This window comes from Providencia sp. PROV116 (assembly GCF_028482485.1).
GTDB classification, from domain to species: Bacteria; Pseudomonadota; Gammaproteobacteria; order Enterobacterales; family Enterobacteriaceae; genus Providencia; species Providencia rettgeri.
This window is the reverse complement of the sequence record NZ_JAMPQO010000010.1, coordinates 165,520-181,804: the sequence shown is the minus strand read 5'-3', so window position 1 is coordinate 181,804 and position 16,285 is coordinate 165,520. Positions and strand designations below refer to the sequence as shown.

16 protein-coding genes are annotated in these 16,285 nt (G+C 39.2%); 7 read left to right on the top strand and 9 right to left on the bottom strand.

Annotated features, from left to right (window positions below; all coding sequences use genetic code 11):
* Window positions 1-214: 214 nt before the first annotated feature.
* From ppdD to yacG, 6 genes are all read left to right on the top strand, one after another.
* Window positions 215-640, top strand: a complete 426-nt coding sequence (gene ppdD / locus PSE72_RS07915) for a prepilin peptidase-dependent pilin (RefSeq protein WP_198641440.1) — start codon at window positions 215-217, stop codon at window positions 638-640.
* 12 nt (window positions 641-652) lie between these two features.
* On the top strand, window positions 653-2,053 hold the full coding sequence (locus tag PSE72_RS07910) for an ATPase, T2SS/T4P/T4SS family (RefSeq protein WP_272690944.1): 1,401 nt from the start codon (window positions 653-655) through the stop codon (window positions 2,051-2,053).
* Window position 2,054: 1 nt separating this feature from the next.
* Window positions 2,055-3,242: a type II secretion system F family protein gene (locus tag PSE72_RS07905; protein WP_115166882.1), complete on the top strand. Its 1,188-nt coding sequence runs from the start codon at window positions 2,055-2,057 to the stop codon at window positions 3,240-3,242.
* Between the two features lie 185 nt (window positions 3,243-3,427).
* Entirely contained in the window at window positions 3,428-4,033 is a 606-nt protein-coding gene (gene coaE, locus PSE72_RS07900) for a dephospho-CoA kinase (RefSeq protein WP_004913145.1), read from the top strand.
* 8 nt (window positions 4,034-4,041) lie between these two features.
* On the top strand, window positions 4,042-4,800 hold the full coding sequence (gene zapD, locus PSE72_RS07895) for a cell division protein ZapD (RefSeq protein WP_109912936.1): 759 nt from the start codon (window positions 4,042-4,044) through the stop codon (window positions 4,798-4,800).
* 16 nt (window positions 4,801-4,816) lie between these two features.
* Window positions 4,817-5,014: a DNA gyrase inhibitor YacG gene (gene yacG / locus PSE72_RS07890; protein ID WP_115166881.1), complete on the top strand. Its 198-nt coding sequence runs from the start codon at window positions 4,817-4,819 to the stop codon at window positions 5,012-5,014.
* A 77-nt stretch (window positions 5,015-5,091) separates the two neighbouring features.
* Here the strand turns inward: yacG and mutT are convergent, their stop codons facing one another.
* From mutT to secM, 3 genes are all read right to left on the bottom strand, one after another.
* Complete coding sequence (gene mutT / locus PSE72_RS07885) at window positions 5,092-5,499, bottom strand: 8-oxo-dGTP diphosphatase MutT (RefSeq protein WP_109912937.1); 408 nt, start codon at window positions 5,497-5,499, stop codon at window positions 5,092-5,094.
* 61 nt (window positions 5,500-5,560) lie between these two features.
* Complete coding sequence (gene secA, locus PSE72_RS07880; RefSeq protein WP_109912938.1) at window positions 5,561-8,272, bottom strand: preprotein translocase subunit SecA; 2,712 nt, start codon at window positions 8,270-8,272, stop codon at window positions 5,561-5,563.
* 86 nt (window positions 8,273-8,358) lie between these two features.
* Complete coding sequence (secM, locus tag PSE72_RS07875; protein WP_004913160.1) at window positions 8,359-8,889, bottom strand: secA translation cis-regulator SecM; 531 nt, start codon at window positions 8,887-8,889, stop codon at window positions 8,359-8,361.
* 75 nt (window positions 8,890-8,964) lie between these two features.
* Between secM and PSE72_RS07870 the strand changes: the two genes are divergently transcribed.
* A complete protein-coding gene (locus PSE72_RS07870; protein ID WP_109912939.1) occupies window positions 8,965-9,486 on the top strand; it encodes a DUF721 domain-containing protein in 522 nt (173 codons plus the stop codon).
* Between the two features lie 38 nt (window positions 9,487-9,524).
* Here the strand turns inward: PSE72_RS07870 and lpxC are convergent, their stop codons facing one another.
* From lpxC to murC, 6 genes are all read right to left on the bottom strand, one after another.
* Complete coding sequence (gene lpxC, locus PSE72_RS07865) at window positions 9,525-10,442, bottom strand: UDP-3-O-acyl-N-acetylglucosamine deacetylase (RefSeq protein ID WP_004913165.1); 918 nt, start codon at window positions 10,440-10,442, stop codon at window positions 9,525-9,527.
* Between the two features lie 99 nt (window positions 10,443-10,541).
* Entirely contained in the window at window positions 10,542-11,699 is a 1,158-nt protein-coding gene (gene ftsZ / locus PSE72_RS07860) for a cell division protein FtsZ (RefSeq protein ID WP_004262022.1), read from the bottom strand.
* 60 nt (window positions 11,700-11,759) lie between these two features.
* Window positions 11,760-13,016 (bottom strand): cell division protein FtsA, encoded by a 1,257-nt coding sequence (gene ftsA, locus PSE72_RS07855; RefSeq protein WP_004262024.1) that lies wholly within the window; start codon window positions 13,014-13,016, stop codon window positions 11,760-11,762.
* Between the two features lie 35 nt (window positions 13,017-13,051).
* On the bottom strand, window positions 13,052-13,858 hold the full coding sequence (ftsQ, locus tag PSE72_RS07850; protein ID WP_004913170.1) for a cell division protein FtsQ: 807 nt from the start codon (window positions 13,856-13,858) through the stop codon (window positions 13,052-13,054).
* Between the two features lies 1 nt (window position 13,859).
* Complete coding sequence (locus PSE72_RS07845) at window positions 13,860-14,780, bottom strand: D-alanine--D-alanine ligase (protein WP_115166879.1); 921 nt, start codon at window positions 14,778-14,780, stop codon at window positions 13,860-13,862.
* Window positions 14,781-14,782: 2 nt separating this feature from the next.
* A complete protein-coding gene (gene murC / locus PSE72_RS07840) occupies window positions 14,783-16,246 on the bottom strand; it encodes a UDP-N-acetylmuramate--L-alanine ligase (RefSeq protein ID WP_272690943.1) in 1,464 nt (487 codons plus the stop codon).
* Between the last annotated feature and the right edge of the window lie 39 nt (window positions 16,247-16,285).

Sequence of the window (16,285 nt, the reverse complement as noted above, 5' to 3'; positions counted from 1 at the left end):
AACAGGCGCATTTATCTTCACTTAATTTATCGAAAAACTCCACCTCCTATTTTATCTTTATTATTTATTGCGAAGCTGATCGAAGAAAAATGCAATCTTATCTATTTCCCAATAAATATTTACAAAGTGCTTCTCACTGTTTTTTTTAGCATCTAACTTTAACTTAAAAATTTAATTATGATGAAACCTCACTTAACAACGGAGGTTTTTATTTATGAATCAACAAGGATTTTCACTCATTGAAATTATGGTAGTAATTGCAATTATATCAATTCTAAGTGCTATTGCGATCCCTGGCTATCAAAGCTATATGCAAAAAGCGGCAATGACTGATGTACTCCAAACTATAATCCCTTATAAAAACAGTGTAGAAATATGTAGTTTTAATCGAGGGAGTTTATCGCAATGCAATGGAGGTGGTGATGATATTCCTACAAATATAACAGGGAAATACATTAATAAGATAGACGTTAAATCTGGGGTTATTACACTTTCTACTGGTAAATCATTATCAGACTTAAAAGTCATATTAACACCAACCCTTCCAACCTTAGATAAACCCTTTAACTGGGCAGTTGTTTGTGAAAATAAAAATAATGCTAACTTAAAGTCACTATGTGAAAAAACATTTGTATTTTAATTGGAACTGTTTATGAATATAACTAAAAATGACCAATTTATTTATAAAGAACTTAAGAGCTTATGTGATAAAAATTACATTATAATCATCGATTATAATCAAAAAAGATTATCTATCGCCGCTGCTAAAAAACCGGATGATAACTTAATAGCCACATTAAAATTTATTGCTAGCGTCCCTGTCTGTTATGATATTTGGCCAAAAGAAAAAATAGACCATTATTTTAATAACACAGTACATGAAATAAAAGAGGAGGAAACAAATTATCAATCTCAAGAAACCGAACTATTAAACACATCATCACCTGCAATTAATTTTGTTGAGGAATTATTAAAAACAGCGGTTCATAAACGCTCATCTGATATACACCTTGAACCAACCAAACAAGGGTTAAAAATTAGATTACGTGTAGATGGGAAGCTATATTTTATTCCCTCTCCTCCTTATGAAATTAATAGCGAAATTATTGCTCGTATAAAAATACTAGCAAAAATGAATATAGCGGAAAAAAGGCTTCCACAAGATGGTCAAATGAGTTGGTATTTTGACGGGCAAAATTATAGTATTCGTCTTTCTAGCATTCCGACCATTCATGGTGAAAAGTTAGTCTTACGTATTTTGAATACGCAATTAAAATATTCTTTAGAGCACATAGGGATGTGCTCTTCCCTTCTTGAACAGTTAAAAGAATATTTAAATCGGCCACAAGGATTAATTTTAGTCACAGGGCCAACAGGAAGTGGTAAAACAGTAACACTTTATAGTTATCTAGAATATTTAAATCAATCCTCAAGAAATATAACAACCATTGAGGACCCTATTGAAATCCCCCTACAAGGGATCAACCAAACCCAAGTCAATGAAAAATACAAACTTAATTTTTCTTTTATTTTGAGGGCGCTTCTACGGCAAGACCCTGATGTCATTATGATTGGTGAAATCCGTGATGAAGAAACCGCTAAGATTGCGACCCGAGCGGCTCAAACTGGTCATCTAGTTTTGTCAACACTGCACACAAATTGTACAATTAGTGCTATAGAGCGAATGAATCAATTGGGGATAGAAAATAGTCAACTTAAATCTTGCTTAAAAATGGTTATTGCACAGAGGCTAGTACGAAAACTTTGTCCTCACTGCAAAGAAACAATACCTAAAAAAACTGAATTGCATAATAACCATATAATCAATGAATGGTCCTCAAAAGGCTGTGAGCTTTGTTTTTCTGGTTTTATGGGAAGAACTGCAATTTATGAATACATAGATCAAAGCAATATCTGTGAAATTTTTAAAAATAATACATTAGAAAATCCAAATAATTTTGTTAGCCTTTTTGATGCAGGTATAGAATGCGTTGAAATGGGTGAAACCACACTTCAAGAAATCTATTCTATTATCGGAAATGGAGTAAATTAACATGTTTATTTATTCATATATTGCCATTGATTTTAAAAACCAATTAAAACACAGTACACTAATAGCAAAAAGTAAAAAACATGCTTTTATTAACATAACTGAAAGAAATTTAATTCCTATAAAAATAAAATTAAAAACACTATTTACATTAGATAAAAAAAACATTAATTATCGAATTCATTTTTTTCATCAATTATCTTTATTATCATCATCAGGTATTAACCTCATACAATGTTTAAAAATATTGCATACTAACTGCCCCCTTCCATTTTGGACTGATATTATCGAAAATTTAATAATCCATATTGAAAAAGGAGAGAGGTTTTCACAATATTTAAAAGAACATCCCACCATTTTTAATGATACAGTAATCAGTATTATTACCGTTGCCGAGAAAACAGGGCAGTACGAGGAAAGCTTTAGTACAATCAATTCAATTTTAGAGCATAACAATAAAGTATCTTTACTCATCAGTAAATCGACACGATACCCAATAATTCTATCATCTTTTTCTATAGTTTTATTAGCCATTATGATGATCTATGTTGTTCCTCAATTTGAAAGTATCTATCAAAATGTTAGACACGAACTACCACTCATTACAAAAACTATAACTTTCATATCAAGTTTCCTAAGGGAATATTTACCCTACTTACTTAGTCTTATTCTATTTTTATTACCTTTCATATTTAAATTTAAGGAAAAGGCACTGAACTTATTAAAAAAAACAATAATGCATTTACCCATATTAAAAAAATCATTACAACTTCATAATTTAAGTTTATATTTTTTAACGATGCATTCAACTATTAATGTAGGGTTATCATTATCTGAATGTTTAAAGTGTACTATTCAAACCATTAATAATAATCAATATAAAAAAGACTGCAAACACGTACATATATCGGTACATAAAGGAGAATTGCTCTCTTATGCTATGAGGCAAACTAAGTTTTTTCCTGATTTAGCTGTACAGCTAATGTCTATTGCTGAAGAATCTGGAAAAATACACTATTTTTCCAATTATTTATTCAAATATTATTCAGAGCAATATATTTTCATTACCGAAAAAAACCTAAAAAACCTTGAACCTATTTTACTCGTTTTAATTGCTATACTCGTGGGTATCGTCATGCTAGCAATGTATCTACCTATATTTAATTTAGGTAATGTTATAACTGAGTTATAAATAATTTCAGATAGATATAGATATAGATATAGATATAGATATAGATATAGATATTATGTTTCCCCTTTAATATATAATATATCGATTTATTTTTTAATCTATTCACAGTAATATTACTTTGGATGAAGACAAATGATTTATTTCAGTGTAATCTGTTTTTTTTCAACGAGTAAATGAATAATCATATGCCTTATATAGTTGCTTTAACAGGTGGTATTGGAAGTGGTAAAACAACTGTTGCAAACGAGTTTGCAAAACTTGGAGTTCCCCTAGTTGATGCGGATGTGATTGCACGACAAGTTGTTGAGCCTAACAGCCCAGCTCTAAAAAGCATTACTCGCCACTTCGGTAAGGATGTCATTCTTCCTAACGGAGCTCTAAATAGGCAGCGCTTAAGAGAAATTATTTTTTCCAAACCTGATGAAAAAAAATGGCTGAATGCTCTACTTCATCCATTGATCCAACAAGAAACACAAAAACAATTTCAACAAATAAATTACCCTTATCTATTATGGGTAGTCCCTTTATTGATTGAAAATAATATTCATCATTTGGCAGATAGGGTATTAGTTGTTGATGTTACTGTTGAAGAGCAAATTCAACGTACTCTAAAAAGAGATAAGACCAGTTTAGAACAAGTTACTAATATACTTAATGCACAAGTTAGCCGTGAAAAACGACTTGATTATGCCAATGATATAATTACAAACCATTCTCATGATAGGGATCTCTCAACCAAGGTAGCCGCGTTACATAACCAGTACTTAACACTAGCAAAAATAAAAAAATAGGAATTAAAATGGGCGAGTTAATTGCAACAAATTTTATTACTTATGAATACCCAATGAATGAAAAAATTCGTTCGTGGTTGCGCCTTGAAACACTTTTATCTCAAATTTATGAGCTAAGTAATATTACTTCCTACTCTACTGGTATTGCCTTTTTTCGTTCTGTTTCAGAATTAATTGAAATTCTTGATAGAGGCGAAGTACGTTCTGAGCTCATGAAAGAGCTCGAAAAACAACGAATTCAGCTAGCTAGTTGGGCTGAAGCCCCTAATGCCGATAACCAATTAATTTCTACATTACTTGAACAATTATCTGATACAACCGCCAAATTGATGTCAGCCTCACGTTTTGGCCACCATTTACGAACAGATAAAATTATCAGTATGGTACGCCAACGACTAAGCATCCCAGGAGGCTGCTGTAGCTTTGATCTCCCCACTTTACAGCTTTGGTTAAATATCCCGCAAATTGAAAGAAATAAAACCATCAATGGATGGCTGCAAAGCCTTGACCCACTTAATAATGCATTAAAACTAGTCCTTACATTAATTCGTCAAAGTGGTAATTTCGAAACAAAAGAATCTCATAATGGTTTTTATCAAGATAATGTCGAGGGTAAAGAGTTACTACGTATCAAATTATCAATTGAGCACCTTATTTACCCACAAATTTCAGGCCATAAAACACGATTTGCATTGCGCTTTCTACATATCGACAGTGAGAATGGTATACTTCCAGATGTAATTAGTTTTGAGTTATCCTGTTGCTAGCTAGAGATATATATTTATGAGCGAAATCATTGAAGTAAACTGCCCAACATGCAAAAAGATAGTTGTTTGGAATGAAAATAGCCCTTTCCGGCCATTTTGCAGTAAGCGTTGTCAACTTATTGACCTTGGTGAGTGGGCTAGTGAGGAAAAAAGAATTACGAGTCAAGGGGATATCTCTGACAGCGATGACTGGAGTGAACAGCCAGATAAATAAGACGTTAAGTCGCGACACAGTAAATTAAGTGGAAAATATATCATTGTGTATTTTCCACTTAATATCAATATCAGTTATTAAGCTGATTCACTTCTCTGCGTTAATAAATCGACAATAATACGGTTTGCCGGTGGGAACTCATCAGCAATAAGGTCATGTTGACAAACCCAACGCGAATCTTGCCCTTCTTTACCGTACGGTTCATTTTCCCACGCAGTAACGATAAAAAAATAAAGCGTAATGAAACGGTCATCAAACTCATGATCAACGCGATGAAATAACTCGCTCTTAGTCACTACAATTCCGACTTCTTCTTCAAGCTCACGAATTAATGCCGCTTCAGGTGATTCATTAATCTCAAGTTTTCCACCTGGAAATTCCCAAAAGCCAGCCATATGCGTGCCTTCAGGCCGTTTAGTAATAAAAATTTGTTGCTGGGAATTACGAATAATTCCAGCCGCGATATGCAAATGTTTTTTTTCCATAATTTTTTCGTCAAAAAGGCGGGTTACCCCGCCTTTTTTATATTAATGAGTTAATAATAAATTAATTTAAGCGACCGTGACATTGCTTATATTTTTTACCTGAGCCGCAAGGACAAGGATCATTACGACCAATTTTGTGACCTTGAGTTGCTATTTTAGCCTCGGTTTCAGTCATTAAAGATTCAGCACCCGCTTCATGGCTTAATTGTTGCCTTTTCGCTAAACGCTCAGCTTCTTCACGACGCTGTTGCTCTAATGCTTCAACCTCTTCAGGTAAACGAACTTGTACCTTAGATAAGGTGCTAATCACTTCATATTTCAATGCTTCAAGCATGTTAGCAAACATGCTGAAAGATTCGCGCTTGTACTCTTGTTTAGGATCTTTTTGCGCATAGCCACGCAAATGAATGCCTTGGCGTAAGTAATCCATTGACGCTAAGTGCTCTTTCCATAATGTGTCTAATGTTTGCAACATGACACCTTTTTCGAAATTACGCATCGCTTCTGCGCCAACAATTTCTTCTTTACGATCATAAACTTCAATCGCTTTTGCCATAATACGTTCACGTAATGTTTCTTCGTGTAACTCTGGCTCTTTATCTAACCACTCTTTGATTGGTAAGTCGAGGTCAAAATCATTGACTAAACGTTGGTGTAACCCTTCGATATCCCACATTTCTTCAAGTGATTGAGGTGGAATATAGGCATCCATCGTAGTGGTTAATACGTCTTGGCGGATGCTATCAACCGTTTCTTTAATGTCGCCGCCATCCAGTAATTCATTACGTTGAGTATAAATTGCACGACGTTGGTCACTTGCAACATCATCATATTCAAGTAGTTGTTTACGGATATCAAAGTTACGGCTTTCAACTTTACGTTGTGCATTAGCAATAGCTTTGGTCACCCATGGGTGCTCAATAGCTTCACCTGGCTTCATACCTAACTTTTTCATCATTCCTGTAACGCGGTCTGAGGCAAAAATACGCATCAGCGCATCTTCCATTGATAGGTAAAAACGAGATGAACCCGCATCCCCTTGACGCCCTGCACGACCACGTAACTGGTTATCGATACGACGTGACTCATGACGCTCAGTACCAATAATATGTAAACCACCTGAGGCTAAAACAGCATCATGGCGAACTTTCCAGTTTGCTTTGATTTCGTCAATTTGCTCTTGAGTTGGTTCTTCTAATGCAGCAACTTCAGTTTGCCAGCTGCCGCCTAACATAATGTCAGTACCACGACCGGCCATGTTAGTTGCGATCGTTACTGCACCTGCTTGACCTGCATTTGCGATGATATCCGCTTCCATTGCATGGAATTTTGCATTCAATACGTTGTGAGCAATTTTAGCTTTTTTCAATGCATTAGAAATTAATTCAGATTTTTCGATAGAAATCGTACCAACAAGAACAGGTTGCCCATTGGCGGTTCTCTCACGAATATCTTCAATAATTGCCGCAAACTTATCCGCTTCGTTCATATAAACGAGGTCAGGTAAATCTTTACGAACCATTGGACGGTTAGTTGGGATAACAATTGTATCAAGTTTATAAATTGAGCTAAACTCAAATGCCTCGGTATCCGCCGTCCCCGTCATACCTGCAAGTTTTTCATATAAACGGAAATAGTTCTGGAAAGTAATTGAAGCCAAGGTTTGATTTTCATTTTGAATTTCAACCCCTTCTTTTGCTTCAACCGCTTGGTGTAAGCCATCAGACCAACGGCGCCCTTCCATTGTACGGCCCGTATGTTCGTCAACAATGACAATTTGGCCGTCTTTTACAATATAATCAACGTCTAAGGTAAACAATGCGTGAGCACGTAAGCCTGCCATTACATGGTGCATTAACATGATGTTAGAAGGTGAATATAAAGATTCTCCTTCATCCATTAAGCCTTCTTTTGCTAGAAGTTCTTCGATTAATACTAGCCCACGTTCTGTTATGGTTACTTGACGCGATTTTTCATCAACCGAAAAATGGCCTTCCCCTTGGAAAGTATCTGAATCTTCTTTCTCTTGACGTTGCAAATATGGAATAAGTTTATCTACTTTTTGGTACAGTTCAGAGCTGTCTTCCGCAGGACCTGAGATAATCAGCGGTGTACGTGCTTCATCGATAAGAATTGAGTCGACCTCATCCACCAAAGCATAATGCAATTTACGCTGAACACGCTCTTCAGGGCTAAATGCCATGTTGTCACGTAAGTAGTCAAAGCCAAATTCATTGTTAGTACCATAAGTAATATCTGCCGCATACGCTTCACGTTTTGCAGGTGGAGCCATACCTGGCAGGTTGATACCCACAGTTAAACCTAAGAATTCAAATAATGGACGGTTATTTTCAGCATCACGCTTGGCTAAGTAGTCATTCACCGTAACTACGTGAACCCCTTTGCCACTTAATGCGTTGATATAAGCTGGTAGTGTTGCCGTTAATGTTTTACCTTCCCCCGTACGCATTTCTGCGATACAGCGTTCATTCAGTACCATTCCACCGATAAGCTGTACATCAAAGTGACGCATACCAAATACACGTTTACTTGCTTCGCGAACAGTTGCAAATGCCTCAGGGATAATGCTTTCTAAACTTTCGCCCTTCGTTAAACGCTCACGAAACTCTACCGTTTTTGCTTTTAATTCATCATCAGATAACTTTTCGAAATCGGGTTCAAGACGATTAATTTTTTCAACTTCTTTACGTAAACGGCGCAAGGTACGGTCATTACGACTACCAAAAACTTTGGTCAAAATCTTTGTTAACATATTTTAATCTCTAATAATCAATTAATTGTTTTAAATTTTATTGCGCAAGACAGCACAGCACTAAGCTGGCTTGCTATGGGTAAAGATTAAGCTGTTAACGGGCCGGCACGAATGCCGTGGACTTGAGCAATCCAAATTGCAGGTTGGTAGGCAATAATATGGGGATAGTTATAATGACTAAATTGGATAACACTTTCATCCCACTGAAGTGAACGCTGTGCTAACATGGCATACAGCGTATCTAGCATCAACTGTGGGACAATAAGCTTTTCAGTCTCTTCTGCTGCCGTGTTTACATCATCGTCTTCCGTTGCCGAAAAAGCAAAAGTAAGCTGCCGAATGACATTCCTTACCGCATGTTGCTGCCAGTAATTAACTGAATAGGATGACGATGATGATGAAGAGCGCTGAGAATTCTGTTGAGAAAATAAATTGTCAAAGGCATTAACAGCTTGGCTCTGGCGATTAACGGGGGAAGAGTTAACCTGTGTGTGTTGAGATTCTGATAACGCATTTAAAATTGTAGGCAAACCGACACCCGTGGCAACCACACCTAATAGCAGGTGGGACCAAAAGTATTTTCTTCCGAGTTGTCGCCAAAAATTTAAAATGCCCATCAAACTCTTATATAATGAATAAGTGACAAAATTATTATTTGTAATTCGTTGTTTCATTCTCAGCCGGAGCTAAAAATGAGAGATAGTCATCCACAAGCACTTTTTGATGTTCTTGAAGGATCATTGGCAACATCATCGAACACTTTACAAACTATTCAACGTAATGCAAAAGCGATTATCAAACTGAATCGTGCTGTAAAAGGGTTACTGCCGGCTGAAATCAAACCTATGTGCCGTGTTGCAAACTACCGTAATAGTATTATGGTCATTGAAGTGGCAAATGCCAGTTGGATGACCCGACTTAATTACGAAAAACTCAATCTTCTTTCTGCATTAAGAACGTCCATTCTACCATCTTTATCTTCTATCGACATCAGAATCAATCCCGATCTTATGCGAAAATCGAGGCAAAATAGCTCAGTAACTAAGCAAACGGCCTCAATGAGTCAAAAAATGAACGAACGCCAGATAAGCACACAAACCGCACAAGCACTTTTGAAATTAGCAGAGAATAGCCCGAAGGGATTAAAAGAAAGATTTGAGCGGCTGGCTGCACTAGCCGGAGAGAGTACTAGTGCAACCAACAGAAAGGGCTAACTTCGATTAGCTTTCGAAGATAGCTGCATAATCACGTCTTATGCAAACACCGCTGAAGGTGCTTTGAATGCGACAGGCAATTGAGCTTCGTCTTCAAATGTGACGAGGTCCCAAGCTGATTCTTTCGCTAAAACTGCTTGTAACAGCTTGTTATTCAGTGCGTGGCCTGACTTAAACGCGGTGAAAGCGCCAATAATGTTATGTCCACACATGAATAAATCACCAATTGCATCCAACATTTTGTGACGAACGAATTCATCTTCAAAACGTAAACCATCTTCGTTAAGAACTTTATAGTCATCAACAACGATGGCGCAGTCAAAACTACCGCCTAAGCACAAGCCTTTTGATTGCAGATATTCAATATCACGCATAAAGCCAAAAGTACGCGCACGGCTAATTTGATTTACAAATGATTCCGCTGAGAAATCAAGTGAGTAGCGTTGTGTGCTACTGTCAATCGCTGGATGCTGAAAATCAATTGTGAAATCAAGGCTAAACCCATTATAAGGTCGCATTTCAGCCCATTTATCACCATCTTCAACACGTACTGTTTCTTTTATACGTAAAAATTTCTTTGCACAATTTAATTCTTCAATACCGCCATCAAGCAGTAAGAATACAAATGGTGCGGCACTGCCATCCATAATAGGGATTTCAGGCGCATTGACTTCAATAACAATGTTATCGATACCTAACCCTGCTAAGGCAGCATTCAAATGCTCAACAGTCGAAATACGCACGTTATCTTCATTAACTAAGCAAGTACATAACATGGTGTCACGAACTGATTTCGCATCTGCCGGAAAATCAACCGGTGGATTAAGGTCAGTACGACGGTAGATGACCCCGGTATTGGCCGGCGCTGGACGTAATGTAAGCGTAACTTTCTTGCCGGTATGTAAACCAACACCAGTCGCTGTAATAATACGTTTTAGTGTCCGTTGTTTGATCATCGTATTTTTCTCGCAATGTTATAAGTCCTACTGATCATCATACAAGATAATCAGTAGGAAATTTTAGCACAAAAAGCGGAGAAACCAATATAAATAAAATTAATCGGCCTGCTTACGCAAGAACGCAGGAATATCAAGATAATCTGGTTCTTTATTTGTTTGCGTATTTTGGTCATTGACCGCTTTAGCCGCTGGCTTCTCTTCTGTTAATGAAGACATGCTATTTTGCATTTGCTGATAGCGCTGTTCCATTGACGCCTGCTGAGACATCTTGTTGCTAACTAGAGTAATTTCTGGACGTTTGTCCATACCAATACCTGTAGCAACAACAGTGACACGCAGTTCTTCGTGCATTTCTGGGTCAAGAGATGTACCGATTACCACAGTTGCATTATCAGATGCGAAGGCACGGATAGTGTTACCCACCGTTTCAAACTCATCCAAGCGCAGGTCGAAACCAGCTGTAATGTTAACCAACACACCACGAGCGCCAGACAGGTCAATATCTTCCAATAATGGGCTAGAAATGGCCATTTCAGCGGCTTCTTCTGCACGGTCTTCACCGCGAGCTACACCTGACCCCATCATCGCGTAGCCCATTTCTGACATCACAGTACGCACGTCAGCAAAGTCTACGTTCATTAAACCAGGGCGAGTAATCAGTTCAGCGATACCTTGTACTGCACCTTTTAGTACGTCATTTGCCGCACCGAAAGCATCCAGTAATGAGATACCACGACCAAGTACTTTTAATAATTTATCATTTGGGATAGTGATCAATGAGTCAACATGTTTTGACAACTCAGTGATACCCGCTTCTGCGAATGCCATGCGCTTTTTACCTTCGAAATTGAAAGGCTTAGTCACAACAGCAACTGTCAGAATACCCAATTCTTTGGCAACTTCGGCAACAACCGGAGCTGCACCAGTCCCTGTACCGCCGCCCATACCTGCTGCGATAAAGACCATATCTGCGCCATCTAAAGCATTACGCAGCGCCTCACGGTCTTCTTCAGCGGCATTACGGCCGACTTCAGGGTTTGCACCCGCACCCAGACCTTTGGTAATACCTGTACCGATCTGGATAGTTTGTCCAACTGCGGTTTTACGCAGCGCCTGTGCGTCTGTATTGACAGCGAAGAACTCAACGCCTTCAATACGTTCACGCACCATGTGTTCAACGGCGTTGCCGCCGCCGCCGCCAACGCCGATGACTTTAATCACCGCATCGTTGGTTAGCTCCATTGGTTCAAACATAATGTCTCTCCGTTTTGTGCTTACTACTTTTGAAGCTAATAATATGCTTCTTTATCAAAATTAAAATTCTTTTCTCAGCCAACTGGTTATTTTACTAAACCACCCGCTAACTGATGCACGTTTTTCTACTTCGGTATCATCACCTAAATGGCTTTCTTTACCGTAATGCAGAAGCCCTACTGCTGTTGAATAATATGGCTCCTGCGCGTAATCCGTTAATCCTGTGATGTTGAGCGGTGTACCAATACGCACTTGCGTATGGAACACTTTTTGAGCGCACTCGACTAAACCATCGATTTGCGCAGCTCCACCAGTCAACACGATACCAGCCGCCAAATGGTGTTTGACACCTTGTTGGCGTAACTGTTCCTGTAAATTTAAAATTTCTTCATTAACTAAGTTTAACAGCTCAGTATACCTTGGCTCGATCACTTCTGCTAAGGTCTGACGCTGTAAACTTCTTGGTGGTCGCCCACCAACACTTGGTACTTCAACGGTTTCATCTTTACTGACGATAGAACCGACTGCACAACCATGGCGCACTTTAATGGCTTCTGCATCACTGGGTGGTGTTCCAAACGCATATGCGATGTCACTTGTCACCACATTGCCTGCATATGGAATCACTTTCGTATGGCGTAAAGCCCCACCAGTATAAACCGCCATGTCCATTGTGCCGCCACCGATATCGACGACACATACACCTAATTCACGCTCATCTTCCGTTAAAACGCTATAACTTGCAGCGAGACCGGCAAAAATAAGCTGATCAACTTTTAACCCACAACGTTCAACGGCTTTGACGATATTCTTCGCCATATCGTTATGGCAGGTGATCAAATGAACTTTTGCTTGCATACGTACACCCGATAGACCAACTGGGTTTTTAATCCCTTCTTGGTAATCTATTGCAAATTCCTGTGGTATTACGTGCAAAATTCTGTGTTCATCACGTACACGTACCGATTTTGCTGTATGCACAACACTGTCAACATCTTCTTGCGTCACTTCTTCTTCTGAAACTGGCACCATACCAATCTCATTTTGACAACTGACGTGCTTACCCGATAGTGCAAGGTAAACCGATGAAATTTGGCAATCGGCCATTAATTCCGCCTGATCAATGGCTCTTTGTACACATTTTACCACTGATTCAAGGTCGTTTACGCCACCTTTGTCCATTCCACGAGATGGACAACTCCCCACCCCAATAATATTAACCATACCATCGGGCAGAATTTCGCCAACAAGGGCTGATACCTTGGAAGTTCCAATTTCAAGGCCTACCACTAATTTTCTGTCCGTTGCTTTAATCATTTTTTCTGCCTAATTTTTGTTATTAGTCATCGTCTTTATTGTAACTCCGGTGGAGCATCGACCAATAGTGGCGCCCAGCCCACCGCAGCACCACTGGAATAACGTAAGTCAACATAGTCAACGCGTTTATCCGTTGTTTGCTGCAAAAGCGGATACAGTTCAAGGAACCGATTTAACCGCTCTGACACATCTTTCTTACCTAATTCGATTCTAACATCGTTGTCTAAAATAATTTGCCAGGCATTTCTGGCTGTCATCGATAATGATTTTAGCTTTAGGTTATGTGCTGCTAACGTGTTCTTAAAAACTGCAAATTCTTTAAGGACATCTTTTTGGCTACCTTGTGGCCCATACAGCAACACATAATCCCCTTTACCATTTTCGCTAACTGGCAAGTTAAATACTCTGCCTTGTTCATCTACCATGTTTTGGTCATTCCACCTAGCGAATGGGCGGTATTCAACAATGTGAATTTTCAATTCATCTGGCCATTGTTTACGCACCGTCACTTGGCGTACCCATGGCATCATGCTTATTTGGTTCTGGATAGCGTTGACATCAACGGTCATAAATGTCCCCGGCTGCCCTAAAGCTAAAATGGCCTTTCTGACATCATCATTTGTGGTGTAATGGCGCTCCCCCGTTAACACCAATTTAGACATCGGCAACCTGTCAGCATCTTTCATCCAAGTCATCACCATCCAACCACTCCAGAGGATAGTGCCAAGCACAAATAGGAAGAAAAATAACCCACCTAAAAATGCACCATTACTCGGTCCTGAACGTGGATCCTCGTCATTATTCTGATTATGATGCCTAACGTTTAGTGCTGCTTGTGACATATCAACGAGCCAATTTTAAAATTTGTACAACTAACTGTGAAAAACTCATACCAGCCTGTCGAGCTGCCATCGGTACTAGACTATGGCTTGTCATACCCGGTGATGTATTAACTTCCAGCAGATAAAATTGACCATCATTATCTTGCATTACATCAACTCGTCCCCAGCCTTCGCAGCCAACGGCTTGGTAAGCTTTCAGTGCTAATTCTGCGAGTTTGGATTCGAGCTGTTCACCTAAACCACTTGGGCAAAAATATTGAGTTTCATCAGATAAATATTTTGCTTCGTAGTCATAAAAAATACCCGGTGGTTGAATACGAATTGACGGCAAAGTGTTATCTCCCAACACTGCAACCGTGAATTCTGGGCCACTTAGCCATTTTTCAATTAACAACGTTTCATCAAATTGAAACGCGAGGTCCAATGCAGCTGGCAATGACTCTAGGCTATCAACTTTACTCATGCCAACACTAGAGCCTTCTAGACTAGGTTTCACAATCAGAGGTAGCCCTAACAATTGCACTTTAGCGACAATTTGCTCATGAGATGCCTGCTTATACTGCTGCTGTGTTAAGTAAACATATGGCGATACACTTAACCCTGCACCTTGCCATAATTGTTTTGTTCTCAGCTTATCCATACTCAGCGCTGAAGCCATAACACCACTACCGGTATAAGGGAGGTTTAGTGTTTCTAACAACCCTTGTAATGTACCGTCTTCACCACCTCGGCCATGTAACGCAATAAAAACTTTATTAAAACCAGCATCTTTCAATGTTTCTACAGGGAAATCTTGGGGGTCAATAGGATGAGCATCAATACCTGCTTGGCGTAACCCCGCTAGCACAGCATTTCCTGACTGAAGTGAAACTTCACGTTCAGCAGATGAGCCTCCTAATAGAACCGCAACTTTCTCTGTCATTTTTATTCCTCAACCATCGGTGGCTGTAATTTTGCTTCAGCTAGGTTTTTAGCTATTTTACCAATATTTCCTGCGCCTTGAACTAAAATTAAATCATTTTCATCAAGAGTTTGAGCTAATATATGCGGAATTTGTTCAGTATCGGCAACATAAATAGGATCAATCTGACCACGACCACGAATTGTTCTGCACAATGAGCGGCTATCTGCACCCGGTACATGCTTTTCACCCGCTGAATAGACATCTAGCATTAGCAGTACATCTACCTGCCCTAAAACATTCACAAAATCATCGTATAGGTCACGAGTACGGGTATAACGATGCGGTTGGAATACCATAACAATGCGTTTATCTGGCCAACCCGCTCTTGCGGCTTTAATTGTTGCGTCAACTTCTGTTGGGTGATGGCCATAGTCATCGACTAGCATCACTTCACCGTCTTTGCCGTTCACATTATGCAGAGGGAAATTTCCTAGGAAATCAAAGCGGCGCCCCGTACCTTGAAACTCAACTAGTGCAGATAAAATATGTAAATCGTCAATGCCTTCTTCTGTGGCAACTGCCACTGCGGCTGTCGCATTGAGCGCATTGTGACGTCCCGGTGCATTTAGAACCACAGTCAGTTCCGGCATATTTTCACGAGCAATGGTGAAAAAACCTTGATTTCCTTTTTGCTCATACTGTGTGATACGCACATCTGCATCTTCACTAAAACCATAAGTAGTAATGTAGCGACCAATTTTAGGTAGTAACGAACGAATGACAGGGTCATCAATACACATTACTGCACGCCCGTAGAACGGCAGATTGTGCAAGAAATTAATAAATGTATTCGTTAAGTTATCGAAGTCGCCTTGGTAAGTATCCATATGGTCAGCTTCGATATTTGTCACAACCGCAACTAACGGTTGCAAATGTAAAAACGATGCATCGCTTTCATCGGCTTCTGCAATCAAGTAACGGCTACTACCTAAACGTGCGTGTGTTCCTGCTGATTTAACTAACCCCCCATTCACAAATGTGGGGTCAAGACCTGCTTGTGCATAAATCCCAGAAATCATTGCTGTAGTGGTCGTTTTCCCGTGGGTACCTGCAACAGCAATACCATGACGGTAACGCATTAATTCAGCCAACATTTCCGCACGACGAATAACAGGAATACGCAATTCTTTGGCGGCTTGAATTTCAGGGTTCTCACTCGAGATAGCCGTTGATACGACAACAACACTCGCGTCTTCAACGTTCTCTGGGCGGTGATTAAAGTAAATCGTTGCCCCTAATGCGGTTAATTGTTGAGTCACTGCATTCGGTGCTAAATCTGAACCACTAATTTCATAGCCTTCATTTGCCAACACTTCAGCGATACCACCCATGCCAGCACCGCCGATGCCGACAAAATGGATGTGCCTAACTCTTCTCATTTCTGGCACTGATGTTCTTAATTTCGCTAATTGTTGTGTATTCACTATATTTCTTCGCTTCTAATTAATTCGGTATCAATTATG

Excerpts from the sequence above, each read along its gene's own strand:
- yacG (WP_115166881.1), top strand. The coding sequence starts at position 4,817 with ATGAGCGAAATCATTGAAGTAAACTGCCCAACATGCAAAAAGATAGTT.
- lpxC (WP_004913165.1), bottom strand. The coding sequence starts at position 10,442 with ATGATCAAACAACGGACACTAAAACGTATTATTACAGCGACTGGTGTT.
- PSE72_RS07910 (WP_272690944.1), top strand. The coding sequence starts at position 653 with ATGAATATAACTAAAAATGACCAATTTATTTATAAAGAACTTAAGAGC.
- secA (WP_109912938.1), bottom strand. The coding sequence starts at position 8,272 with ATGTTAACAAAGATTTTGACCAAAGTTTTTGGTAGTCGTAATGACCGT.
- PSE72_RS07905 (WP_115166882.1), top strand. The coding sequence starts at position 2,055 with ATGTTTATTTATTCATATATTGCCATTGATTTTAAAAACCAATTAAAA.
- coaE (WP_004913145.1), top strand. The coding sequence starts at position 3,428 with ATGCCTTATATAGTTGCTTTAACAGGTGGTATTGGAAGTGGTAAAACA.
- PSE72_RS07845 (WP_115166879.1), bottom strand. The coding sequence starts at position 14,780 with ATGACAGAGAAAGTTGCGGTTCTATTAGGAGGCTCATCTGCTGAACGT.
- ftsA (WP_004262024.1), bottom strand. The coding sequence starts at position 13,016 with ATGATTAAAGCAACGGACAGAAAATTAGTGGTAGGCCTTGAAATTGGA.
- ppdD (WP_198641440.1), top strand. The coding sequence starts at position 215 with ATGAATCAACAAGGATTTTCACTCATTGAAATTATGGTAGTAATTGCA.
- secM (WP_004913160.1), bottom strand. The coding sequence starts at position 8,889 with ATGGGCATTTTAAATTTTTGGCGACAACTCGGAAGAAAATACTTTTGG.
- ftsZ (WP_004262022.1), bottom strand. The coding sequence starts at position 11,699 with ATGTTTGAACCAATGGAGCTAACCAACGATGCGGTGATTAAAGTCATC.
- mutT (WP_109912937.1), bottom strand. The coding sequence starts at position 5,499 with ATGGAAAAAAAACATTTGCATATCGCGGCTGGAATTATTCGTAATTCC.
- ftsQ (WP_004913170.1), bottom strand. The coding sequence starts at position 13,858 with ATGTCACAAGCAGCACTAAACGTTAGGCATCATAATCAGAATAATGAC.
- PSE72_RS07870 (WP_109912939.1), top strand. The coding sequence starts at position 8,965 with ATGAGAGATAGTCATCCACAAGCACTTTTTGATGTTCTTGAAGGATCA.
- zapD (WP_109912936.1), top strand. The coding sequence starts at position 4,042 with ATGGGCGAGTTAATTGCAACAAATTTTATTACTTATGAATACCCAATG.